Origin of the sequence: Sphaerotilus uruguayifluvii, from assembly GCF_013294065.1 — a bacterium.
GTDB classification, from domain to species: domain Bacteria; phylum Pseudomonadota; class Gammaproteobacteria; order Burkholderiales; family Burkholderiaceae_C; genus Sphaerotilus; species Sphaerotilus uruguayifluvii.
The window spans coordinates 86,028-106,335 of the sequence record NZ_JABSNM010000012.1 but is presented as its reverse complement, the minus strand read 5'-3'; the positions used below and the strand labels follow the sequence as shown (position 1 = coordinate 106,335).

24 protein-coding genes are annotated in these 20,308 nt (G+C 72.4%); 9 read left to right on the top strand and 15 right to left on the bottom strand.

All coding sequences use genetic code 11. The features are described 5' to 3' along the window. The first annotated feature begins 6 nt into the window (after positions 1-6). From tkt to fba, 4 genes are read left to right on the top strand one after another with little or no spacing between them, the layout of a single operon-like run. Positions 7-2,016 carry a transketolase gene (gene tkt / locus HNQ01_RS14235; protein ID WP_173806107.1) on the top strand — a complete coding sequence of 670 codons (2,010 nt, stop codon included), beginning with the start codon at positions 7-9 and terminating at the stop codon, positions 2,014-2,016. After that, on the top strand, positions 2,013-2,744 hold the full coding sequence (locus tag HNQ01_RS14230) for an HAD-IA family hydrolase (protein ID WP_173806106.1): 732 nt from the start codon (positions 2,013-2,015) through the stop codon (positions 2,742-2,744). Before tkt ends, HNQ01_RS14230 begins: the two co-directional genes overlap by 4 nt. Next, entirely contained in the window at positions 2,731-3,564 is an 834-nt protein-coding gene (locus tag HNQ01_RS14225) for an HAD-IA family hydrolase (protein WP_173806105.1), read from the top strand. Before HNQ01_RS14230 ends, HNQ01_RS14225 begins: the two co-directional genes overlap by 14 nt. Further along, positions 3,555-4,595 carry a class II fructose-bisphosphate aldolase gene (gene fba / locus HNQ01_RS14220; RefSeq protein ID WP_173806104.1) on the top strand — a complete coding sequence of 347 codons (1,041 nt, stop codon included), beginning with the start codon at positions 3,555-3,557 and terminating at the stop codon, positions 4,593-4,595. Before HNQ01_RS14225 ends, fba begins: the two co-directional genes overlap by 10 nt. On the opposite strand, the gene HNQ01_RS14215 is transcribed toward fba, so the two are convergent. Genes HNQ01_RS14215 through HNQ01_RS14195 form a run of 5 tightly spaced genes read right to left on the bottom strand, consistent with a single transcriptional unit; the run spans position 4,583 to position 8,923 of the window. After that, the gene (locus tag HNQ01_RS14215) at positions 4,583-5,257 is read right to left on the bottom strand and encodes an SCO family protein (protein WP_353621707.1); all 675 of its coding nucleotides are present in this window, start codon (positions 5,255-5,257) and stop codon (positions 4,583-4,585) included. The genes fba and HNQ01_RS14215 overlap by 13 nt on opposite strands. Beyond that, the gene (gene cyoE, locus HNQ01_RS14210) at positions 5,254-6,168 is read right to left on the bottom strand and encodes a heme o synthase (RefSeq protein WP_173806103.1); all 915 of its coding nucleotides are present in this window, start codon (positions 6,166-6,168) and stop codon (positions 5,254-5,256) included. Before cyoE ends, HNQ01_RS14215 begins: the two co-directional genes overlap by 4 nt. A 35-nt stretch (positions 6,169-6,203) precedes the next feature. Next, positions 6,204-7,376 (bottom strand): COX15/CtaA family protein, encoded by a 1,173-nt coding sequence (locus tag HNQ01_RS14205; RefSeq protein ID WP_173806102.1) that lies wholly within the window; start codon positions 7,374-7,376, stop codon positions 6,204-6,206. Then, complete coding sequence (locus HNQ01_RS14200; RefSeq protein ID WP_286180815.1) at positions 7,373-8,089, bottom strand: SCO family protein; 717 nt, start codon at positions 8,087-8,089, stop codon at positions 7,373-7,375. Before HNQ01_RS14200 ends, HNQ01_RS14205 begins: the two co-directional genes overlap by 4 nt. Positions 8,090-8,113: 24 nt before the next feature. Continuing rightward, positions 8,114-8,923, bottom strand: coding sequence for an SURF1 family protein (locus HNQ01_RS14195; RefSeq protein ID WP_286180814.1), 810 nt, complete (start codon positions 8,921-8,923; stop codon positions 8,114-8,116). On the opposite strand from HNQ01_RS14195, the gene HNQ01_RS14190 reads away from it, so the two are divergent. Beyond that, positions 8,910-9,146, top strand: coding sequence for a DUF2909 domain-containing protein (locus HNQ01_RS14190; RefSeq protein WP_173806101.1), 237 nt, complete (start codon positions 8,910-8,912; stop codon positions 9,144-9,146). The two genes, HNQ01_RS14195 and HNQ01_RS14190, sit on opposite strands and share 14 nt — an antisense overlap. Positions 9,147-9,184: 38 nt before the next feature. On the opposite strand, the gene HNQ01_RS14185 is transcribed toward HNQ01_RS14190, so the two are convergent. The 7 genes from HNQ01_RS14185 to HNQ01_RS14155 form a co-directional block, all read right to left on the bottom strand. Further along, a complete protein-coding gene (locus tag HNQ01_RS14185) occupies positions 9,185-10,066 on the bottom strand; it encodes a cytochrome c oxidase subunit 3 (protein WP_173806100.1) in 882 nt (293 codons plus the stop codon). Positions 10,067-10,143: 77 nt separating this feature from the next. Further along, complete coding sequence (locus HNQ01_RS14180) at positions 10,144-10,395, bottom strand: DUF2970 domain-containing protein (RefSeq protein WP_353621706.1); 252 nt, start codon at positions 10,393-10,395, stop codon at positions 10,144-10,146. Continuing rightward, positions 10,392-11,024, bottom strand: a complete 633-nt coding sequence (locus HNQ01_RS14175; RefSeq protein WP_173806099.1) for a cytochrome c oxidase assembly protein — start codon at positions 11,022-11,024, stop codon at positions 10,392-10,394. The genes HNQ01_RS14180 and HNQ01_RS14175 overlap by 4 nt, the downstream gene beginning before the upstream one ends. A gap of 17 nt (positions 11,025-11,041) precedes the next feature. Continuing rightward, a complete protein-coding gene (locus HNQ01_RS14170; RefSeq protein WP_173806098.1) occupies positions 11,042-11,185 on the bottom strand; it encodes a cytochrome oxidase small assembly protein in 144 nt (47 codons plus the stop codon). A 38-nt stretch (positions 11,186-11,223) separates the two neighbouring features. Further along, a complete protein-coding gene (gene ctaD, locus HNQ01_RS14165; protein ID WP_173806097.1) occupies positions 11,224-12,846 on the bottom strand; it encodes a cytochrome c oxidase subunit I in 1,623 nt (540 codons plus the stop codon). Between the two features lie 17 nt (positions 12,847-12,863). Beyond that, positions 12,864-14,033 (bottom strand): cytochrome c oxidase subunit II, encoded by a 1,170-nt coding sequence (coxB, locus tag HNQ01_RS14160; RefSeq protein ID WP_173806096.1) that lies wholly within the window; start codon positions 14,031-14,033, stop codon positions 12,864-12,866. A gap of 282 nt (positions 14,034-14,315) precedes the next feature. Then, positions 14,316-15,236 (bottom strand): biotin synthase, encoded by a 921-nt coding sequence (locus HNQ01_RS14155; protein ID WP_286180812.1) that lies wholly within the window; start codon positions 15,234-15,236, stop codon positions 14,316-14,318. Between the two features lie 28 nt (positions 15,237-15,264). On the opposite strand from HNQ01_RS14155, the gene HNQ01_RS14150 reads away from it, so the two are divergent. Beyond that, positions 15,265-16,035, top strand: coding sequence for a ComF family protein (locus HNQ01_RS14150; protein WP_173806095.1), 771 nt, complete (start codon positions 15,265-15,267; stop codon positions 16,033-16,035). Between the two features lie 8 nt (positions 16,036-16,043). Next, positions 16,044-16,517, top strand: coding sequence for a tRNA (uridine(34)/cytosine(34)/5-carboxymethylaminomethyluridine(34)-2'-O)-methyltransferase TrmL (trmL, locus tag HNQ01_RS14145; protein ID WP_173806094.1), 474 nt, complete (start codon positions 16,044-16,046; stop codon positions 16,515-16,517). Positions 16,518-16,545: 28 nt separating this feature from the next. On the opposite strand, the gene HNQ01_RS14140 is transcribed toward trmL, so the two are convergent. Further along, positions 16,546-17,529: an NAD(P)H-dependent glycerol-3-phosphate dehydrogenase gene (locus HNQ01_RS14140; RefSeq protein WP_173806093.1), complete on the bottom strand. Its 984-nt coding sequence runs from the start codon at positions 17,527-17,529 to the stop codon at positions 16,546-16,548. A 2-nt stretch (positions 17,530-17,531) separates the two neighbouring features. Then, positions 17,532-17,981, bottom strand: a complete 450-nt coding sequence (gene secB, locus HNQ01_RS14135; protein ID WP_173806092.1) for a protein-export chaperone SecB — start codon at positions 17,979-17,981, stop codon at positions 17,532-17,534. Positions 17,982-18,143: 162 nt separating this feature from the next. Here secB and HNQ01_RS14130 point away from each other — a divergent pair, with 162 nt between their 5' ends. Next, positions 18,144-18,875, top strand: coding sequence for a histidine phosphatase family protein (locus tag HNQ01_RS14130; RefSeq protein ID WP_286180811.1), 732 nt, complete (start codon positions 18,144-18,146; stop codon positions 18,873-18,875). Here HNQ01_RS14130 and HNQ01_RS14125 read toward each other — a convergent pair. Continuing rightward, positions 18,842-19,225, bottom strand: a complete 384-nt coding sequence (locus HNQ01_RS14125) for a thioredoxin family protein (protein WP_173806091.1) — start codon at positions 19,223-19,225, stop codon at positions 18,842-18,844. The two genes, HNQ01_RS14130 and HNQ01_RS14125, sit on opposite strands and share 34 nt — an antisense overlap. A 108-nt stretch (positions 19,226-19,333) precedes the next feature. Here HNQ01_RS14125 and HNQ01_RS14120 point away from each other — a divergent pair, with 108 nt between their 5' ends. Next, the gene (locus HNQ01_RS14120) at positions 19,334-20,305 is read left to right on the top strand and encodes a CysB family HTH-type transcriptional regulator (protein WP_173806090.1); all 972 of its coding nucleotides are present in this window, start codon (positions 19,334-19,336) and stop codon (positions 20,303-20,305) included. Positions 20,306-20,308 lie beyond the last annotated feature (3 nt).

Below are 20,308 nucleotides of genomic sequence, written 5' to 3'. Positions count from 1 at the left end.
GCCGACATGACGACGACGCCTGAAATGAGCGCCGCGCTGCGTGCGCTGGCGATGGACGCGGTGCAGCGCGCCCGCTCCGGCCACCCCGGCGCGCCGATGGGCATGGCCGAGATGGCCACCGCGCTGTGGGGCCGCCATCTGAAGATCGATCCGGCCGATCCGCGCTGGCCCGACCGCGACCGCTTCGTGCTGTCGAACGGGCATGCGTCGATGCTGCTGTACGCGCTGCTGCACCTGAGCGGCCACGACCTGTCGATCGAGGACCTGAAGGCCTTCCGCCAGCTTGGCAGCCGCACGCCCGGCCACCCGGAGGTCGGCGTGACGCCGGGCGTCGAGACGACCACCGGGCCGCTCGGCCAGGGCCTGGCCAACGCGGTCGGCCTGGCGCTGGCGGAAAAGCGCCTGGCGGCCGAGTTCAACCGCGACGGCCATGCGGTGGTCGATCACCGCACCTGGGTCTTCGCCGGCGACGGCTGCCTGATGGAGGGCCTGAGCCAGGAGGCGATCTCGCTGGCCGGCGTCTGGCGGCTCGGCCATCTGGCGCTGCTCTACGACGACAACGGCATCTCGATCGACGGTCCGGTCGCCGGCTGGTTCGGCGACGACACCGCGGCGCGCTTCCGCGCCTGCGGCTGGTCGGTGATCGGGCCGCTCGACGGCCATGACGTCGAGGCGCTCGACGCGGCGCTGCGCCAGGTGCGCGCCACCGGTCGCGACGAGGCGCCGACGCTGGTCATCTGCCGCACCCGCATCGGCCAGGGCTCGCCGAACCGCGCCGGCACCGCCAAGGCCCACGGCGAGCCGCTCGGCGACGAGGAGATCGCGCTGACCCGCGCGGCGATCGGCTGGCCGCATCCGCCCTTCGAGGTGCCGCCGGCGGTGCGCGCCGCCTGGGACCGCCGCGAGGCCGGCGCGGCGGCGCACCGCGACTGGCGGCTGCGCTTCGAGGCCTACCGCAGCGCATACCCCGAGGCGGCCGCCGAGTTCGAGCGCCGGGTGATGCGCGACGAGCGGCCGGCCGGCTTCGACGCGAGCACGACGGCCGCGCCGCCCGGGGCCGCAGCGGTGCCCGCGCCCGCGGTCGCCACCCGCAAGGCCTCGCAGCAGGTGCTGGCCCGGCTGGGGCCGGCGCTGCCGGAGCTGATCGGCGGCTCGGCCGACCTGACCGGCTCGAACCTGACCGACTTTCCCGGCTGCGGCGCGCTGCTGGCCGGGCGCATCGACGGCCGCCATGTGCACTACGGCGTGCGCGAGTTCGGCATGGCCGCGGTCATGAACGGGCTGGCGCTGCACGGCGGCTTCATTCCCTACGGCGGCACCTTCCTGACCTTCAGCGACTACAGCCGCAACGCCATCCGCATGGCCGCGCTGATGCGGCTGCGCGTGGTGCATGTGCTGACGCACGACTCGATCGGCCTGGGCGAGGACGGCCCGACGCACCAGCCGGTCGAGCATGCCGCCAGCCTGCGCCTGATCCCGGGGCTGGAGGTCTGGCGGCCCTGCGACGAGGCCGAGACCGCCGCGGCCTGGAGCGCGGCGCTGCAGGGGCCGCCCCGGCCGAGCGCGCTGCTGCTGTCGCGCCAGAACCTGCCGGCGCAGCCGCGCGACGCGCAGCAGCAGGCGGCGATCGCGCGCGGCGGCTATGTGCTGTCGGACCGGCCGGCGGCGCGTGCGGTGCTGCTGGCGACCGGCTCGGAGGTCGATCTGGCGATGCGCGCGCAGCAGCGGCTCGATGCGCTGGGCTGCCCGGTGCGGGTGGTCTCGCTGCCGTCGATGACGGTGTTCGACCGGCAGGAGCGGGCTTGGCGCGACGCGGTGCTGGGCCGCGACCTGCCGCGCATCGGCATCGAGGCGGGCGTGCGCGCCGCCTGGGGCGGCTACGGCTGCGCGGCGGTGCTCGGCGTCGACACGTTCGGCGAGTCCGGGCCGGCAGCGGCGCTGTTCGAGCACTTCGGCCTGACGGTCGAGGCGCTGGTGGCGCGGGTGCAGGAGGTGCTGGCCGGAGATGCGTCATGACGATCGATGCGCTGACGCTGGACCTCGACGGCACGCTGGTCGACACCGCCGGCGAGATCGCCGCGGCGGTCAACCTGACGCTGGCGGAGTTCGGCCTGGCACCGCGGCCGCCGGCGGAGATCGGCGCGCGCATCGGCCACGGCCTGCACGCGCTGATGATCGGGCTGCTGCAGCAGATGCAGGCCGACGATCCGCGCCTGGTCGGGCAGCTGCTGGCCGACCGCATGCTGCCGGTGCTGGACCGCCACTATGCGGCGATCGTCGGCAGCGTGGCCCGGCCCTATCCCGGCGCGCGGGAGGCGCTCGACGCGCTGGCGGGCGAGGGCGTGCGCCTGGGCTGCGTCACCAACAAGGCCGGTGCGGCGGCGCGGCGGCTGCTGGAGCGCTGCGGCCTGGCCTCGCGGCTGTCGCTGCTGGTGGCCGGCGACACGCTGGCGCAGCGCAAGCCCGACGGCGCGGTGCTGCGCCATGCGGCCGAGGCGCTGGGCGTGCCGGTGGGGCGGCTGGCCCATGTCGGCGACTCGCGCACCGACGTGCAGGCCGCGCGCAATGCCGGTGCCGTCGCCTGGGCGGTGCCGTATGGCTACGACGGCGGCGAGCCGGTCGCGCTGGCGCGGCCGGATGCGCTGTTTCCCGGGCTGCCGGCGCTGGCGGCCCACCTGATCGCGCTGCGCCAGGCGGAACGGGCCGGGTGCCGGGGGGACGGCCATGCCGATGCCGGCTGCTGAACCGGGGGCGCTGCGTGCGCTGCTGTGGGACGTCGACGGCACGCTGGCCGAGACCGAGCGCGACGGCCACCGCGTCGCCTTCAACCTCGCCTTCGAGCGGCTCGGGCTCGGCTGGCGCTGGGACGAGGCGCGCTATGTCGAGCTGCTGGCGGTCACCGGCGGGCGCGAGCGGCTGCTGCACGACATGGCCGGCCGCAGCGACGCACCGGCGCTGGCCGGCGAGCGGCTGGCGCTGGCCGCCGAGCTGCACCAGCTGAAGAACGGCTTCTATGCCGAACGGGTGCGCGCCGGCGCCGTCGCGCTGCGCCCGGGCGTGGTCGGGCTGATGGCGCAGTGCGCCGACCAGGGCGTGCGCATGGCGATCGCGACCACGACCAGCCGCACCAACGTCGAGGCGCTGCTGCGCGCGCAGCTGGGCTCGCGCTGGGCGAGCTGGTTCGATGCGGTGGTCTGCGGCGAGGACACCGCCCGCAAGAAGCCCGATCCGGAGGTCTACCTGGCGGTGCTCGACCGGCTCGGCCTGCCGGCGCTGCAGACGCTGGCGATCGAGGACTCGCCCGGCGGGGCGGCCGCCGCGCGCGCCGCCGGCGTGCCGGTCGTCGTCACCCGCAGCCACTGCTTCGCCGACGCGATCTTCGACGAGGTGCTGGCGATCGGGCCGGGCCTGCACCGGCGCGGCGGCTGGCGGCCGGTGCTGCCGGGCCCCGCCGGCGACCCGGACGCGCCGGTGGACCTGGCGCTGCTGATGGCCTGGCATGCGCTGCACGACGCCCGCGGATTCTTTCCTTCCAACGACACGGAGACCTTGCCATGGCCCTGATCTCGCTGCGCCAGCTGCTCGACCACGCCGCCGAGCACGACTACGGCGTGCCCGCCTTCAACGTCAACAACATGGAGCAGGTCCACGCGATCATGCAGGCGGCGCAGGCCACCGGCAGTCCGGTGATCCTGCAGGCCTCGGCGGGCGCGCGCCAGTATGCCGGCGAGGCCTATCTGCGCCATCTGGTGCTGGCGGCGATCGAGACCCATCCGGACCTGCCGGTGGTGCTGCACCAGGACCACGGCGCCTCGCCCGCGGTGTGCGTGCAGGCGATCCGCTCGGGCTTCTCCAGCGTGATGATGGACGGCTCGCTGCGCGAGGACGCGAAGACGCCGGCCGACCACGACTACAACGTGCGCGTGACCGCCGAGGTCTGCCGCATCGCGCACGCGGTGGGCGTGTCGGTCGAGGGCGAGCTGGGCTGCCTGGGCTCGCTGGAGACCGGCGAGGCCGGCGAGGAGGACGGCGTCGGCGCGGCCGGCCGGCTGCGCCGCGACCAGCTGCTGACCGACCCGGCCGAGGCGCGCGGCTTCGTCGCCGCCACCGGCGTCGACGCGCTGGCGATCGCGATCGGCACCAGCCACGGCGCCTACAAGTTCAGTCGCCGCCCCGACGGCGAGATCCTCGCGATCGACCGCATCGCCGAGATCCACGCCGCGGTGCCGGACACGCACCTGGTGATGCACGGCGCCTCCAGCGTTCCGCAGGAATGGCTGGCGATCATCCGCGAGCATGGCGGCGAGCTGCGCGAGACCTACGGCGTGCCGGTCGAGGAGATCGTGCGCAGCATCCGCCACGGGGTGCGCAAGGTCAACATCGACACCGACATCCGCCTGGCGATGAGCGGCGCGATGCGCCGGGCCCTGGCGACGAGCCGCGCCGAGTTCGATCCGCGCAAGGCGCTGGCCGCGGCGACGCGCGCGGCCTCGGCGCTGTGCCGCGAGCGCTTCGAGGCCTTCGGCTGCGCCGGCATGGCCGCGCGCATCCGGCCGCTGCCGCTGGAGGCGATGATCCGCCGTCAGCCCGCCTGAGCCAGCAGCGTGCGGATGTCGGCGGCCAGGTCCGCCGGCGGCGTGTTGTGGCGCACGTAGAGCCGCACCTTGCCCTGCGGGTCGAAGACGAAGGAGGCCGCGGTGTGGTCGATGGTGTAGCTGCTCTCGGTCTTGCCCGGCACCTCGCGGTAGAAGATCTTGAACTCCCTGGCCGCGGCGGCGACCTCGTCGGCCGAGCCGCGCAGCGGCACCCAGTCCGGGCTGAAGCTGCCGACATAGGCCTTCATCAGCGGCGCGGTGTCGCGCTTCGGATCGACGGTGACGAAGACGCCGACCAGGCGCTGGCCGTCGGGCCCGAGCAGGCGCTGGGTCTCGGCCAGCGCGGTCAGCGTGGTCGGGCAGACGTCGGGGCACTGGGTGTAGCCGAAGAACACGACCGCCACCTTGCCCTTCAGGTTCGACAGCAGGAAGGGCTGCTCGGTGCGCGCGTCGGTCAGCGCGAGCTGGCGCGCGTAGTCGGCGCCGGTGATGTCGAGCGACTTGAAGGCCGCCGCCGAGGGGCTGCGCTCGCAGCCGGCGAGCAGCGCGCTGCCGGCGGCGCCCAGCAGCGCCAGCGCGGCGGGGGCGCGACGCAGCAGCCGGCGTCGCGAGGAACGGAAGGAAGCGGGAAGGGCGTGTCGTCGTTCAGGGATCTCGGTCACAGCCAGGGTCTCAGGTAATGGTCGATCAGCAACGCGCCGAACAGCAGCGAAAGATGCCAGATCGAGAAGCGGAAGGTCTTGCGGGCCAGCAATTCGCTGTAGCCGCGCCAGAGTTTCCACGCCCGGGCGATGAACATCAGGCCCAGCACCAGCGCCGCGGCCAGGTAGAGCAGGCCGCTGAGGCCCTGCATGAAGGGCAGCAGCGTCGCCGGCACCAGCACGATGGTGTAGAGCAGGATCTGCAGCCGGGTGAACTCGCTGCCGTGCGTGACCGGCAGCATCGGCAGGCCGGCGCGCGCGTAGTCCTCGGCGCGGTACAGCGCCAGCGCCCAGAAGTGCGGCGGCGTCCACAGGAAGATGATAAGGAAGAGGCCGACCGCCTCGGGGCTGACCTCGCCGGTCAGCGCGGTCCAGCCCAGCAGCGGCGGCATCGCGCCGGAGGCGCCGCCGATGACGATGTTCTGCGGCGTCAGCGGCTTCAGGATCACGGTGTAGACCACCGCGTAGCCGACGAAGGTGCCGAAGGTCAGCCAGGCGGTCAGCGGGTTGACCGCCTGGTGCAGCAGCACCATGCCGGCGCCGCCGAGCACGGCCGAGAACAGCAGCGCCTGGCCGCGGCTCAGGTCGCCGCGGGCGGTCGGTCGCCAGGCGGTGCGCTTCATGCGCGCGTCGATGTGCTGCTCGATCAGGCAGTTGAAGGCGGCCGCTGCGCTGGCCACCAGCCCGATGCCGACCGAGGCGGCCAGCGCCAGGCCGAGCTCGTGCGGGCCCGGCACGCCCGGCACCGCCAGCAGCATGCCGATCAGCGCGCAGAACACGATCAGCTGGATCACCCGCGGCTTGGTCAGCGCGATGTACTGGCGCCAGCGCGACAGCGGCGAGGCGCTCGGGGTCAGCGTGGTCGAGCTCATGGCGGATCTCCCGGAAAGGACGCGTTGTCGGTGATTCAGGGGCGCGCGGCGGCGTGCAGGACGGGCGCGGCGCGCGGCACGGTGCGATGACCCGCAGCATGGCTGCGCGCGATCAGCGCCGCCATCAGGGTTGTCAGCAGCGCGGCGCCGCCGGTGTGCATCAGCGCGGCCAGCAGCGGCCAGCCGAGCACCACGTTGGACAGCCCGGTCAGCAGCTGCAGCCCGGCCAGGCCGAGCAGCAGCCGCGCCGGCCGCGCCGCGCCGGGCTGGCGCCGCAGCGCCCACCCGAAGGCCAGCAGCGCCGACAGCACGACGACCGCGCCGAGCCGGTGCGCCATGTGGATCGCGGTCAGCGCCTCGAAGGGCAGCGCGCTGCCGTCCGCACGCAGGCCGAGCGGGCGCAGCAGCGTGAAGCCGGCCTCGAAGTCCATCGCGGGCCACCAGCGGCCCTGGCAGGTCGGCACGTCCCGGCAGACCAGCACCGCGTAGTTCGTGCTGACCCAGCCGCCCAGCGCGACCTGCAGCACCAGCAGCGCCAGCACGCCCCAGGCGGCGGCGCGCAGCCCGGCCGGCAGCGCCAGCGGCCGCGGATCGTGGCGCTGCATCTGCACCGCCAGCAGCGCCAGCAGGCCGATGCCGCCGAGCAGGTGCGTGGTGACGATGGCCGGATAGAGCTTCATCGTGACGGTGAGCGCGCCGAAGGCGCCCTGCAGGCAGACCCAGACGAAGCCCAGCGCCGCCCAGCCCGGCGCGATGCGCGCCGCCGCGGCCGGATCGCTGCGGCGCAGCCGCCGCACCGCCAGCGCGCTCCACACCATCAGCAGCGTCAGCAGCGCGCCCACGCCGGTGGCCAGGTAGCGGTGGATCATCTCGATCCAGGCCTTGCGGTGCGTGACCGGGCCGGTGGGCATCGCGGCCTGGGCCTCGGCGATCTCGGCGTGTGCGCCCAGCGGGCTGGCGCTGCCGTAGCAGCCGGGCCAGTCCGGGCAGCCCAGGCCGGAGTCGCTCAGCCGCGTGAAGGCGCCGAACAGCACCAGGTCGAAGGTCAGCACCAGCGCCAGCAGCGTCAGCGCGCGCAGCCGCGCCGGGGTGCCCGCGCCGCGCTGGCGCCACAGCAGCCAGCCCAGCGCCAGCGCGGCCAGCGTGGCGCCGAAGCCGAGCATCGGCAGCAGCGGGTCGAGGTCGACGAGATCCAGCGCGCCCTTCATCGCGCCGCCCCGTCGCCCACGATGGCCGGGTCGCGTCCTTCCCGGTCCCAGGAGCTGGAGGCGCGCAGCAGCCGGTCGAGGTCGCGCTTGGCCTTGGCCGGCTCGAATTCGGCCGGGAAGCGCATCATCCACTGGCCCATCGGATCGACGACATAGAGATGGGCCGACAGCGGCTGGCCCTCGGCCGGCCGTAGCCAGCGCCCGAGCGCCTCGCGCGGCACGCGCAGCACCTGTGCGCCCTCCAGCGCCGGCAGCAGCGCGGCGCGGGGCGGCGCCTCGCCGGTGACGAACCAGACGCGGTCGAGCCGCTCCTTCTCGCGGCCGAGCGACTCGCGCAGCTGGCGCTGGGCATAGAGCAGCCGCTCGCAGGCCGCGTCGCAGTCGCCGTCGGCGACGACGACCAGCAGCCACTGGTCCTTCAGCGAGCGCGGGTCGACGGCGCGGCCCTGCAGGTCCTGCAGCGGCAGCGCGGCCGCCGGCGGGAGCTCGCGCATCGGGTCGATCAGCACGCCGTGGTTGGTGCGCGCTTGCGGGCGGATGAGGTGGTAGGTGAGGTAGGAGGCGAGGACCGGCGCGGCGCAGGCCAGCATCACCATCAGCATCAGCCAGCGGCCGCGGCGCGTGCGGCGCCCGGTCTCGTCCAGCGCGGTCTCGGGGCGGGGCATCTCGTGGACCGTCAGGCTCAGCGGCCGGGCTCGGACGTCATCGGACATGGAAGAGGGCAGGTCAGGACGGGATCAGCAGGCCTTGCGGCGCCGCAGCCAGGGTCGCAGCAGCGCGAACCACAGCAGCAGCCCCGCGGCCAGGGTCGACAGCGCGAACCACTGCAGCGCGTAGCCGCGGTGGCGCTCGATGCCGAAGTCCGGGGCGGGCCAGTCGCGCCGCAGGCCGTCGCCGCCGTTGCCCGCATCGTCGACCTGAAGCAGCGTCAGCGGCAGCAGGGATAGCCCGGAGTCGCGTGCCAGCGCCGCGCTGTCGAGGTTCTGCCGGATCGGGCCGCGCTCGGGCGCACCGTCGCCGAGCGCGTAGAGCCGCGACGGGCCGTCGACCAGGCGGGCGCTCAGCGTGACCGGGCCGTCCGGCGTGCGCACCGGCGGCAGGCGTTCGCGCTGCAGCGCATCGCGCGGGGCCCAGCCGCGCTGCACCAGCACCGCGCGGCCGTCGTCGAGCCGCAGCGGCGTGACCACATGGAAGCCGACGCGTCCGCCCATCGGCCGGTTGTCGAGAAAGACGGTCGCGTCGGCGACCCAGCGGCCGCGCAGCACGACGCGGCGCTGCAGCTGCGCGCCGATCCGCTCGGGCTGCGCGGCCAGCTGCAGCAGCTCGGGGCCCGACAGCGCGGGCAGGCGCTCGCGCAGGGCCTGCCGTGTCTGCAGCGCCTGCTTGGTCGCGGCCCGGTCGAGCTGCCACAGCCCGAGGCGGGCCGTCAGCGCCACCAGCAGCAGCGCGGCGACGATCGCGGCGATGCGACGCCGGCGGGGGGCGGGTTCGCGCGCTGTCGGGGCGGAGGAGGCGGTGGAACAATCCTTCGCCATGAAGATCGTCATCGCGCTGGCCTTTGTCGTCATCCTTGCCGCGCTGGCTTCGGCCGGGCTGTTCATGCTGCGCCGCGATTCCGGCGCGCAGGCCGGATCGGACGCGGCGCCGAAGGGGCGCATGGCGCGTGCGCTGGCGGTGCGCGTCGGCGTGTCGATCGCCATCTTCCTGTTCGTGCTGATCGGGCATCAGCTCGGCTGGATCGCGCCGACCGGCCTGCCGGTCGGGCGCTGATCCGCGCCGATCCGCGCGCTCCGTCGCGGACCGCAGCCTCACATCCAGTAGACGATCAGGTACAGGCCCAGCCAGACCACGTCGACGAAGTGCCAGTACCAGGCCGCGCCCTCGAAGCCGAAGTGGCGCGTCGGGGTGAAGTGCCCCTTCATCAGCCGGATCGTGATGAACAGCAGCATCAGCGTGCCGACGAAGACATGGAAGCCGTGGAAGCCGGTCAGCATGAAGAAGGTCGAGCCGTAGATGCCGGAGCTGAGCTTCAGGTTCAGCTCGGTATAGGCATGGTGGTACTCGTAGCCCTGGCAGATCAGGAAGGTGATGCCCAGCAGCACGGTGACCCACATCCAGGCGATCGTCGTGGCGCGGCGGCCGGCGATCAGCGCGTGATGCGCCAGCGTCAGCGTGACGCCCGAGGTCAGCAGCAGCGCGGTGTTGATCGTCGGCAGCGGCCACGGGCCCATGGTCTGGAAGGGCTCGACGGTGCCGGCCGGCGATGCGGTGGCGCCCATGCCCTCGCTCGGCCAGACCGCCTTGAAGTCCGGCCACAGCAGCGCGTTCTCGGCGCTGCCCAGGTTCGGCACCGCATGCGCGCGCGCCCAGTACAGCGCGCCGAAGAAGGCGGCGAAGAACATCACCTCCGAGAAGATGAACCAGGCCATGCTCCAGCGGTAGGAGACATCGACCCGGTCGCTCAGCAGCCCGCCCTCGGCCTCGCCGGCGGCCTCGCCGAACCACTGGCGCAGCACGAAGGCGACCCACAGCAGGCCGAACAGCACCGAGTACATGCCCCAGCCATGGCCGTTGACCCACTGTCCGGCGCCGAGCACGACGAAGAACAGGCCGATCGACATCATCACCGGGTGCCGCGAGGGCGCCGGGACGTAGTAGTAGGGCGCGTGGCCCGGGGTGCTTGCCGACATCGTGGGTCTCCTGGACGCGGGTGTTCTGGGGAAGGGCTTGTCGGGAAAGGGGAGGGCGGACGGTGCAGTGCCGGCGTTCAGCCGGAGCCGGCGGCGATCCAGCGCACCAGCAGCACCAGCGCGCCGACGAACAGGCCGGCGCCGATCAGGCCGGCGACGATGACATGCACCGGATTGAGCCGGCCGATGTCCTCCTGCCAGCCGGCGCCGCGGCGGATGCCGAGAAAGGACCAGGTGACGGCCTTGAGCGTCTGCACGAAGGAGCCGCGCCGGCGTACCGCCTCGCGCAGGTCCTCGCCCGGCGGCGGCAGGTCCGGCGGCGCGCTCACGAGCGCTCCCCGGCCGCGGTCGTCCCGGCCTGCACCGTGGTCGCCGGTGCGGCCGGCGTGCGGGCGCCGACCTCGAAGAAGGTGTAGGACAGCGTGATGGTCGTGACGTCCTTGGGCAGCTTCGGGTCGATGACGAAGACCACCGGCCAGGACTTCGACTCGCCCGGCGCCAGCGTGTACTGGTTGAAGCAGAAGCACTCGAGCTTGTTGAAGTGCGCGGTGGCCTGCTTCGGCGCGTAGCTGGGAATGGCCTGCGCGGCCATCGTGCGGTCCTGGACGTTGCGGAACTCGTACATCACGGTGGCGACCTCGCCCGGATGCACCGTGAGCGAGGCCTGCGCCGGCCGGAACTGCCAGGGGCCGCGCGCGTTGGCATCGAACTCGACGGTGATGGTGCGGCTGAGGTCGACCTGCGTGTTGCGGCCGTCGGCACGGGCGGCGTGCGGCGAGGTGCGCTGCTCGCTCAGCGTCAGGATGTTGATGCCCAGCGCGGTGCAGATCGCCTGGTACATCGGCACCAGCGCGTAGCCGAAGCCGAACATCGCCGCCGCGATCACGCACAGCTTGCCCAGCATGCGCCGGTTGTCGGCGCGCAGCAGCGGGTCGGGGGCGGGGCCGGGCGTGGACATCGTGCGTCGTGCCCGCTTCAGTGGCTGCCCGCCAGCGCGATCTTCGCGACGAAGCCGACGAAGAAGGCGACCGCCACCGACGCCAGGATCAGCGCCAGCCGGAGGTTGGCGCGGCGCTGGCGCTCCGGGTCGAGCGGGGTTGCCGGGGTGTCGTGGGCCATCTCGGTCTCCTGTCGAAGGGGCGGAGCGGACCGGCCGATCAGCCGATCACGCGCGTCGCGGTGGCGTCGAGCTTCGGGGGCGTCTCGAAGGTGTGGAAGGGCGCCGGCGAGGGCACTTCCCATTCCAGGCCCTCGGCGGCCTCCCAGGGCTTCTGCGGCGCCTTCTCGCCCTGGCCGCGCAGCATCGGCAGCACGACGAACAGGAAGAAGTAGACCTGCATGAAGCCGAAGCCGAAGGCGCCGATCGACGCGATCATGTTGAAGTCCGCGAACTGCATCGGGTAGTCGGCGTAGCGGCGGGGCATGCCGGCCAGACCCAGGAAGTGCATCGGGAAGAAGGTGACGTTGAAGAAGATCAGCGAGCCCCAGAAGTGGATCTTTCCGCGCGTCTCCGAATACATCACGCCCGACCACTTCGGACCCCAGTAGTACACGCCGGCGAAGAGGGCGAACAGCGAGCCGGCCACCAGCACGTAGTGGAAGTGCGCGACGACGTAGTAGGTGTCCTGCAGGTTGATGTCGATCGGCGCCATCGAGCAGATCATTCCGGTGAAGCCGCCCATCGTGAACACGAAGATGAAGCCCACCGCCCACAGCATCGGCGTCTCGAAGGTCATCGAGCCCTTCCACATCGTCGCCAGCCAGTTGAAGACCTTCACGCCGGTCGGCACCGAGATCAGCATCGTCGCGTACATGAAGAACAGCTGGCCGGTCAGCGGCATGCCGGTCGTGTACATGTGGTGCGCCCAGACGATGAACGACAGGATCGCGATCGAGGCGGTCGCGTAGACCATCGAGGCGTAGCCGAACAGCTTCTTGCGCGCGAAGGCCGGCACGATCTGGCTGATGATGCCGAAGGCCGGCAGGATCATGATGTAGACCTCGGGATGCCCGAAGAACCAGAAGATGTGCTGGTACATCACCGGGTCGCCGCCGCCGGCCGGGTTGAAGAAGCTGGTGCCGAAGTGGCGGTCGGTCAGCGTCATCGTGATCGCGCCGGCCAGCACCGGCATCACCGCGATCAGCAGGTAGGCGGTGATCAGCCAGGTCCAGGCGAACATCGGCATCTTCATCAGCGTCATGCCGGGCGCGCGCATGTTGAGGATGGTCACGATGATGTTGATCGAGCCCATGATCGACGAGGCGCCCAGGATGTGCATCGCGAAGATGCCGGCGTCCATCGACGGGCCCATCTGCAGCGTGAGCGGCGCGTAGAGCGTCCAGCCCGCGGCCGGGGCGCCCCCGGGCATGAAGAAGGACGCCACCAGCATGATGGCCGCCGGGATCATCAGCCAGAAGCTGAAGTTGTTCATCCGCGCGAAGGCCATGTCGGAGGCGCCGATCTGCAGCGGCAGCATCCAGTTCGCGAAGCCGACGAAGGCCGGCATGATCGCGCCGAAGACCATGATCAGGCCGTGCATCGTCGTGAACTGGTTGAACAGCTCCGGGTTGACGAACTGCAGGCCCGGCTTGAACAGTTCGGCGCGGATCAGCAGCGCCAGCACGCCCCCGATCATCAGCATCGTGAAGCTGAACAGCATGTACAGCGTGCCGATGTCCTTGTGGTTGGTCGCGAAGACCCAGCGGCGCCAGCCGTGCGGCGCGTGGTGGTGATCGTCGTGGGCGTGATCGTGACCGCCCGGATGGAGGACTGCGCTCATGGACTGGGCTTCCCTTCTTACTTGCGGGCGGCGACGACGTCGGCCGGCTGCACGATCTGGTCGGTGTGGTTGGACCAGCTGTTCTTCGTGTAGGTGATGACCGCGGCGATCTCGGTGTCGGACAGGGCCTTCCACGAGGGCATCGCGCCGTTGTTCTGGCCGTTGAGCAGCACGGCGATCTGGCGGCCCTTGTCGGCGTCGAGCACCACGGCCGAGCCGTCGAGCGGCTTGATCGGGCCGGCGCCCTTGCCGTTGGGCTGGTGGCAGACGGCGCAGTTGGCGGCGTAGACCTTGGCGCCGCGCGCGATCAGGTCGGGCAGCTTCCACTCCTTCTTCGGATCGTCGGCGCGCGCGGCCAGCTTCTTCTTCTCGGCATCGACCCAGGCGGTGTACTCGGCGTCGCTCACCACCTTGACGTGGATCGGCATGTAGGCGTGCTCCTTGCCGCAGAGCTCGGCGCACTGGCCGTAGAAGTCGCCGGTCTTGTCGGCGCGGAACCAGGTGTCGCGCACGAAGCCGGGAATCGCGTCCTGCTTGACGCCGAACTGCGGAATCATCCAGGAGTGGATGACGTCGCTGGCGGTCGTGATGATGCGCACCTTCTTGTTGACGGGCACGACCAGCGGGTTGTCGACCTTCAGCAGGTAGTCGTCGCCCTCGGGCTTGCCGGCGTCGGACATCGCGCGCTGGTTGACGTCGAGCGTCTGCAGGAAGCTGATGCCTTCGCCCTCGCCCTTCAGGTAGTCGTAGCCCCACTTCCACTGGTAGCCGGTGGCCTTGATGGTGATGTCGGCGTTGGTGGTGTCCTTCTGCGCGACGACCGTCTTCGTGGCCATCGCGCCCATGCCGACGACGATGATGAAGGGCACGACCGTCCAGGCGATCTCGACGCCGACGCTCTCGTGGAAGTCGGCCGGCTTGTGGCCGCGCGACTTGCGGTGCTTCAGGATGGAATAGAACATCACCCCGAAGACCGCGACGAAGATGGCCGAGCAGATGACCATCATCATCGTGTGCAGCCAGTCCATCTGCGCGGCGATCTGCGTGGCCGGCCTGGCGTAGCCCATCTGGTTGACCGCCGGCCCGCCGGGCAGGTCATTGACCGCCAGCGCGGCGGAGGAGGCCAGCAGGGCGGCGGCGAACAGGCCGGCGCGGCCAGCGAGCGACCCAGGCGCGGTCTTCGTCATCTCTGCGCTCACTTTCTCTGTGCAGCAGACCCGTCGCCGGGCCGGACGTTGTCTCTTGTCTTGTCGTCGTACAGCGCATGCGCCGGGGCCGGTCATGCCGCCCGGTGCCCCCGCTTCCGGAGGCGAGGAAGCAGGGCGGAATCAAGCATGACGCCGTCACGGTCTTTCAGCCATCCCGGGAAGTCCCGATGGTCTGAAGCCGATTTCGATGAATTTTTTGTTGATGCCGATCAGTCGATATCCATCGAATCGATGATCGGCATCAATGATCGCGCAGAGGGCTCAGGGCGTGGCGGGGCGCCGGCGCGTCATCTCGCGCATCGTGTCGAGCGAGATCTCGGTCTGCGCCTTCACGCGCGGGCGGGCGACCGGGCGCATCGCGTGGCCGTAGATGATCTCGAAGCGCAGGTGCAGGCGGCCGTCGGCGCCGCGCAGCCGCTCCGCCAGGAGCGATTCCAGTCTCCGGCGCCACTGCCGGCCCCGCAATCCGGGTTGTCGAGCAGGGTTCGTGTTCAGCCCGAGCGTGCGCAGCTCGGCCAGCAGCGCCTGCGGCGAATCCCAGGTCAGCGTCAGCCGCTCCATGTCCATCACCGGATCGGCGAAGCCGGCCTGCACCAGGTCGTCGCCGAGGTCGTGCATGTCGACCCAGTCGCTGCAGGGCGCGCCCCAGCCGGCCTCGGCCCAGATCGCGCGCAGCTCGGCCAGCGTGTCCGGGCCGAAGCAGGAGAACATCAGGAAGCCGTCGACCGCCAGCAGCGCGTGCCAGCGCGCCAGCAGCGCCGGGCGGTCGTCGATCCAGTGCAGCATCATGTTGGCCCACAGCAGCTCGGCGGGCGCCTCGTCCTCGCTGCTCGGGCGGGGGCGGCCGGCGCCGAGCAGGCGCTGCCACCAGCGGCCCTCGCCGCGGGCCGAGTCCTCGAGCGGGCGGCCGTCCAGGCCGGTGCGCAGCAGCCGCGCCTGCGGATAGCGCGCCTGCAGCAGCGGCGCGCCGCCCGAGGTCGGGCTCCACCAGTCGATCAGGCGCGCCGGCTGGCGCAGGATCAGGCCGAGGCGCTCGTCCATGCGGCGGGCGATCTCCTCGTGCAGCCACGGGGGCGGGCGCTTCGCGGACCGCGCCAGATGGCGGTCCAGGGCGGCGGGAGCGATGCGCGGCGCGCGCAGTCGCGGGGCATCGGCAGCGTCGGGGGATGAGGCGTCTTGCATGATGCCGGCGCAGTATAGTGAGCCGGCCATGGTCGCGCCCGTCTCCGGATCCGCCTCGCCGCTGGGCCTGTGGTCGCGCCTGCTGCGCGGCCTGGGCAGCCGCTGCCGCGTCTGCGCGCGCTGGCAGGCCGAGGTGCTGTGCGCCGACTGCCGCGACCGGTTCGCGCGCTGGCGGCCGCGCTGCCGGCTGTGCGCCCGGGCGCTCGACGAGGCGCCGGCCACCGTGCAGATAGAGCGCCTGTGCCGCGCCTGCCGCCACGAGCCGCCCGGTTTCGACGCCGCGCTGGCCGCGGTCGACTATGCCGAGCCCTGGGACCGGCTGATCCCGCTGTTCAAGTACGCCGAGGGCTGCGAGCTGGCCTCGCCGCTGGCGGCGCTGCTGGCCGGCGCGCTGCAGCAGTCGGCCGACGAGGACCGGGTCGGCTGGCCGTGGCCGGACTGGGTCGTGCCGGTGCCGCTGTCGGCGGCGCGGCTGCGCGAGCGCGGCTACAACCAGGCCTGGGAGCTGGCGCGCCGCGTCGCGCCGGCGCTGGGCCTGCACGCCCGCGCCGATCTGGTCGAGCGGCTGATCGACACGCCGCACCAGGTCGGACTGGCGCTGCCGGCGCGCCAGCACAACCTGGCCGGCGCCTTCGAGTCCACGCCGGCGGGGCGGGTGGAGCTGGCCGGCGCCTCGGTCGCGCTGGTCGACGACGTGCTGACGACCGGCGCGACCGCCGCCGAGCTGGCGCGCACGCTGCGCCGTGCGGGCGCGCGCGCGGTGCAGGTCTGGGTGGTCGCACGCACGGATCGGCGATGATCCGGGCCATGTTCCGCATCGTCCTCGTCCACCCCGAAATCCCGCCGAACACCGGCAACGTCATCCGCCTGGCGGCCAACACCGGCTGCGAGCTGCATCTGGTCGAGCCGCTGGGCTTCTCGATGGACGACAAGCTGCTGCGTCGGGCCGGCCTCGACTATCACGAGTACGCGCCGGTGCGACGCCACGCCTCGTGGGAGGCGCTGCTCGAGACCTGCCGGCCCGATCCGGCGCGCATGTTCGCGATGACCACCCGCGGCAGCCGGCCCTTCGCCGAGGTGGCCTGGCAGCCGGGCGACTGGCTGGTCTTCGGCTGCGAGACCAGCGGCCTGCCGCCGGCGCTGCGCGACGGGCATTTCCCCGACGGCCAGCGCGTGCGCCTGCCGATGCGCCCCGAGCAGCGCAGCCTCAACCTGAGCAACGCGGTGGCGGTGACGGTGTTCGAGGCCTGGCGGCAGAACGGCTACGCCGGCGCGGCCTGAGGGCCGCCGGACGCCGCAGGCCGGCGCGTCAGCTCTCGGCCCGCGCCTCGCGCTGCATCAGCGCCTGCACCGCCTCGCGCGGGGTGAGATCGCCCTGCAGCACGCCCACCACCGCGCGGGTGATCGGCATGTCCACGCCGAGCGCGGTGGCGCGCTCCAGCACGGTGCGGGCGCTGTAGACGCCCTCCGACACATGGCCGAGCTCGACCAGGATGCGCTCGAGCGTCTGGCCCTCGGCCAGCTTCAGGCCGACGCGGCGGTTGCGCGAGAGATCGCCCGTGGCGGTCAGCACCAGGTCGCCCAGGCCGGACAGGCCCATGAAGGTCTCCGTGCGTCCGCCCAGCGCCTGGCCGAGCCGGGTCATCTCGGCCAGACCGCGGGTGATCAGCGCGGCGCGGGCGTTCAGGCCCAGCGCCATGCCGTCGGCCATGCCGGTGGCGATCGCCAGCACGTTCTTGACCGCGCCGCCCACCTCCACGCCGACCGGATCGGTCGACGAGTAGATGCGCAGCGTCGGGCCGTGCAGCGCGGTGATCGCCGACTGGCACAGCGCCGCGTCCTGGCTGGCCGCCACCAGCGCGGTGGGCTGGCCGCGCGCGACCTCGAGCGCGAAGCTCGGGCCGCTGAGCACGCCCGCGCGCAGCCCCGGGGCCGCCTCGCGGGCGATCTCGTGGCCGAGCCGGCCGCTGCCGGCCTCGAAGCCCTTGCTGAGCCACAGCACCGCCGCGCCGTCGGGCAGGCGCAGCAGCATCTCGCGCAGGCCCGCCATCGGCGTGGCGACGATCAGCAGGCCGTCCGGGCCGGCATGCGCCAGCGCCGCGGCCAGATCGTCGGTGAGCTCCAGCGCGTCGGGCAGCGCGACGTCGGGCAGGTAGCGCGCATTGCGCCGGCTGGCGGCGATCGCGCCGGCCTGCGCCGGATCACGCGCCCAGAGCCGGGTCGGGTGGCGGGTGGCCGCCTGCGCCGCGAGCGCGGTGCCCCACGCCCCGGCGCCGAGCACCGAGATGCGCATCGTCAGGCGTTCAGCGCGCCGTTGCCCTGCTGCTGGGCTTCGTACATCGCCTGGAAGTTGACCTCGGCCAGATGCACCGGCGGGAAGCCGGCGCGGGTGACGGTGTCGGCCACGACGGCGCGCAGGTAGGGGTAGACGATGCCCGGGCAGGCGATGCCCAGGATCGGCTGCATCTGGTCCTCGTCGATGTTGCGGATCTCGAAGATGCCGGCTTCCTTGGCCTCGCACAGGAACAGGGTGCGCTCGCCGACCTTGGTCGTCACGGTGGCGGTCACCGCGACTTCATAGATGCCGTCGACCACCGGCTGGACCTCGACGGCCAGGTTGATGTCGACGGACGGCTGGCCCTGCTCGACGAGGATCTGCGGCGAGTTCGGCTGCTCCAGCGACAGGTCCTTCAGGTACACGCGCTGGATCTGGAAAACGGGTTGCGCGTCTTGGGTGTCGGCCATGATCGGGTCTCGGTGGTGATCGAACGGGGATCGGACGGGAATGAAGATCGGACGGCTGTCCGCCAATACCGCACGGCAGGTGCGGAGTCGGCGGATTATGGCAGCGTCGACCCGGCCTTCCCTTGGCACGCGCGACAGGGCGGACCCGCATACTGGCGGGCCATGACGCACCTCACGCCGACGACGATGGCCGCTCCCGTTCCCGCTCCGATGCCGGCGACGCGGCTCACGCTGGTCCGCCACGGCGAGACCGACTCGAACCGCAGCCACCGTTTCCAGGGCCAGCTCGACGTGCCGCTCAACGACACCGGCCTGCGGCAGGCCGAGCGCCTGGCCGAGCGCCTGGCCGGCGAGCGCTTCGACGCGGTCGTCACCAGCGATCTGATGCGGGTGCGCCAGACCGCCGCGCCGCTGCTGGCGCGGCTCGGGGTCCAGCCCGAGGTCGATCCGGTCTGGCGCGAGCAGGGCTTCGGCCTGTTCGAGGGGCTGACGGCCGAGGAGGTGATGGCGCGCCACGGCGCGCTGTGGCAGCAGTGGCTGCGCCAGGACGCCGACTTCGCGCTGCCCGGCGGCGAGAGCGTGCGCGCCTTCTCGGCGCGGGTGACCGGCGCGCTCGATGCGCTGGCGGCTCGCCATCCCGGCCAGTGGGTGCTGGTGGTGACGCACGGCGGCGTGCTCGACATGCTCTGGCGCCGCGTCCAGGGCCAGCCGCTGTCGAGCGCACGCGCCTGTACGATCCCGAACGCGGGCCTGAACCGGCTGAGCTGGCAGGCCGGCGCGCTGGCGATCGAGGTCTGGGCCGACGACGCGCACCTGGCCGGCCTGCCGGCCCAGCCCTCGACGGTGTCGCTGAGCGTGCGCTACGCTGCCGTTCCGACGCCGCCGACGCCCTGAGCGAGCAGCGCCGCCACCGGCGCGGCCAGCTCGTGGCCGGCGGCGTCGACCGCCTGCGTGGCGCCGCCCTCGACCGCCGACTGCACCAGCCGCGCCAGCGTGCCCGCATGCGGCAGGATCGTGCCGAAGAACAGCGGCCGCGCGCCACGCAGCACCATCACGGTCGGAAAGTTCTCGATGTCGAGCGCCGCGTCGCCGAGCGCATCGCTGTGCTCCTCGATGTCGATCCAGGCGAAGCGCGCCTGCGGCCAGTCGCGCGCCAGCTGCGCGAAGGTCGCGCCATAGGCCTGGCAGGTGGTGCACCAGCCGGCGCACAGGCAGACGACGGAGATCGGTTCGGCGGACGTCATGGCGGCAGTGTGCCAGAGCGGCCCGCTGCCGCCTCTTATCCGTTTTTCGCATGACGATCCAAGGAATCGTTGGTTGATCGCACAAGCGTGCGGGCCAACAATCCCGCGGTGAACTTCCAGCAACTGCGTTCCGTCCGCGAGACCGTGCGTCGCGGCTTCAACCTGACCGAGGTGGCCCAGGCGCTGCACACCTCGCAGCCCGGCGTCAGCCGCCAGATCCGCGAGCTCGAGACCGAGCTGGGCGTGGAGATCTTCGTGCGGGCCGGCAAGCGGCTCACCGGGCTCACGCCGCCGGGCGAGGTGGTGCTGCCCATCGTCGAGCGCATGCTGATGGAGGCCGACAACCTGCGCCGCGCCGGCCAGGACTTCGCCGCGCAGGACCGCGGCCTGCTCGTCATCGCCGCGACCCACTCGCAGGCGCGCTATGCGCTGCCGCCGGCGGTGCGCGACTTCCGAGCCACCCACCCGCAGGTGGTGCTGCAGATGCACCAGGGCTCGCCGCAGCAGGTGGCGCAGATGCTGCTCTCGGGCGAGGCCGACATCGGCATCGCCACCGAGATGCTGGCCGAGACCGAGGGCCTGGTGGCGCTGCCGTGCTACAGCTGGACCCATGTGGTGGTGGTGCCGAGCGGCCATGTGCTGGCGCAGGAGGCCGACCAGGGCCGCACGCTCACGCTGCGCCGGCTGGCGGATTTCCCGCTGATCACCTACGAGGGCGGCTACACCGGCCGCTCGCACATCGACGAGGCCTTCGCACGCCACGGCCTGAAGCCCGACGTCGTGCTGGCGGCGATGGACGCCGACGTCATCAAGACCTACGTCGAGCTCGGCATGGGCGTCGGCCTGGTGGCGTCGATCGCCCACGACGAGACCCGCGACCTGGGCCTGCGCGCCATCGACGCGCGCCACCTCTTCGCCGCGAGCATGACCCGGCTGGCGCTGCGCCGCGGCATCTACCTGCGCCGCTACGCCTACGAGTTCATCCGCTGCTTCGCGCCGCCGCTGACGCCGGAGCTGGTCGAGCGCGCGATGCGCGAGGCCGCCGGCGGCGAGGACGAGGGCGACGACTTCGCCCTCTGACGC

Excerpts from the sequence above, each read along its gene's own strand:
- HNQ01_RS14185 (WP_173806100.1), bottom strand. The coding sequence starts at position 10,066 with ATGTCGGCAAGCACCCCGGGCCACGCGCCCTACTACTACGTCCCGGCG.
- HNQ01_RS14130 (WP_286180811.1), top strand. The coding sequence starts at position 18,144 with ATGACGCACCTCACGCCGACGACGATGGCCGCTCCCGTTCCCGCTCCG.
- HNQ01_RS14150 (WP_173806095.1), top strand. The coding sequence starts at position 15,265 with ATGGTCGCGCCCGTCTCCGGATCCGCCTCGCCGCTGGGCCTGTGGTCG.
- HNQ01_RS14190 (WP_173806101.1), top strand. The coding sequence starts at position 8,910 with ATGAAGATCGTCATCGCGCTGGCCTTTGTCGTCATCCTTGCCGCGCTG.
- HNQ01_RS14195 (WP_286180814.1), bottom strand. The coding sequence starts at position 8,923 with ATGACGATCTTCATGGCGAAGGATTGTTCCACCGCCTCCTCCGCCCCG.
- trmL (WP_173806094.1), top strand. The coding sequence starts at position 16,044 with ATGTTCCGCATCGTCCTCGTCCACCCCGAAATCCCGCCGAACACCGGC.
- fba (WP_173806104.1), top strand. The coding sequence starts at position 3,555 with ATGGCCCTGATCTCGCTGCGCCAGCTGCTCGACCACGCCGCCGAGCAC.
- HNQ01_RS14170 (WP_173806098.1), bottom strand. The coding sequence starts at position 11,185 with ATGGCCCACGACACCCCGGCAACCCCGCTCGACCCGGAGCGCCAGCGC.
- HNQ01_RS14140 (WP_173806093.1), bottom strand. The coding sequence starts at position 17,529 with ATGCGCATCTCGGTGCTCGGCGCCGGGGCGTGGGGCACCGCGCTCGCG.
- HNQ01_RS14230 (WP_173806106.1), top strand. The coding sequence starts at position 2,013 with ATGACGATCGATGCGCTGACGCTGGACCTCGACGGCACGCTGGTCGAC.
- HNQ01_RS14175 (WP_173806099.1), bottom strand. The coding sequence starts at position 11,024 with ATGTCCACGCCCGGCCCCGCCCCCGACCCGCTGCTGCGCGCCGACAAC.
- HNQ01_RS14205 (WP_173806102.1), bottom strand. The coding sequence starts at position 7,376 with ATGAAGGGCGCGCTGGATCTCGTCGACCTCGACCCGCTGCTGCCGATG.
- ctaD (WP_173806097.1), bottom strand. The coding sequence starts at position 12,846 with ATGAGCGCAGTCCTCCATCCGGGCGGTCACGATCACGCCCACGACGAT.
- HNQ01_RS14155 (WP_286180812.1), bottom strand. The coding sequence starts at position 15,236 with ATGCAAGACGCCTCATCCCCCGACGCTGCCGATGCCCCGCGACTGCGC.
- cyoE (WP_173806103.1), bottom strand. The coding sequence starts at position 6,168 with ATGAGCTCGACCACGCTGACCCCGAGCGCCTCGCCGCTGTCGCGCTGG.
- HNQ01_RS14125 (WP_173806091.1), bottom strand. The coding sequence starts at position 19,225 with ATGACGTCCGCCGAACCGATCTCCGTCGTCTGCCTGTGCGCCGGCTGG.
- coxB (WP_173806096.1), bottom strand. The coding sequence starts at position 14,033 with ATGACGAAGACCGCGCCTGGGTCGCTCGCTGGCCGCGCCGGCCTGTTC.
- HNQ01_RS14200 (WP_286180815.1), bottom strand. The coding sequence starts at position 8,089 with ATGTCCGATGACGTCCGAGCCCGGCCGCTGAGCCTGACGGTCCACGAG.
- tkt (WP_173806107.1), top strand. The coding sequence starts at position 7 with ATGACGACGACGCCTGAAATGAGCGCCGCGCTGCGTGCGCTGGCGATG.
- secB (WP_173806092.1), bottom strand. The coding sequence starts at position 17,981 with ATGGCCGACACCCAAGACGCGCAACCCGTTTTCCAGATCCAGCGCGTG.
- HNQ01_RS14225 (WP_173806105.1), top strand. The coding sequence starts at position 2,731 with ATGCCGGCTGCTGAACCGGGGGCGCTGCGTGCGCTGCTGTGGGACGTC.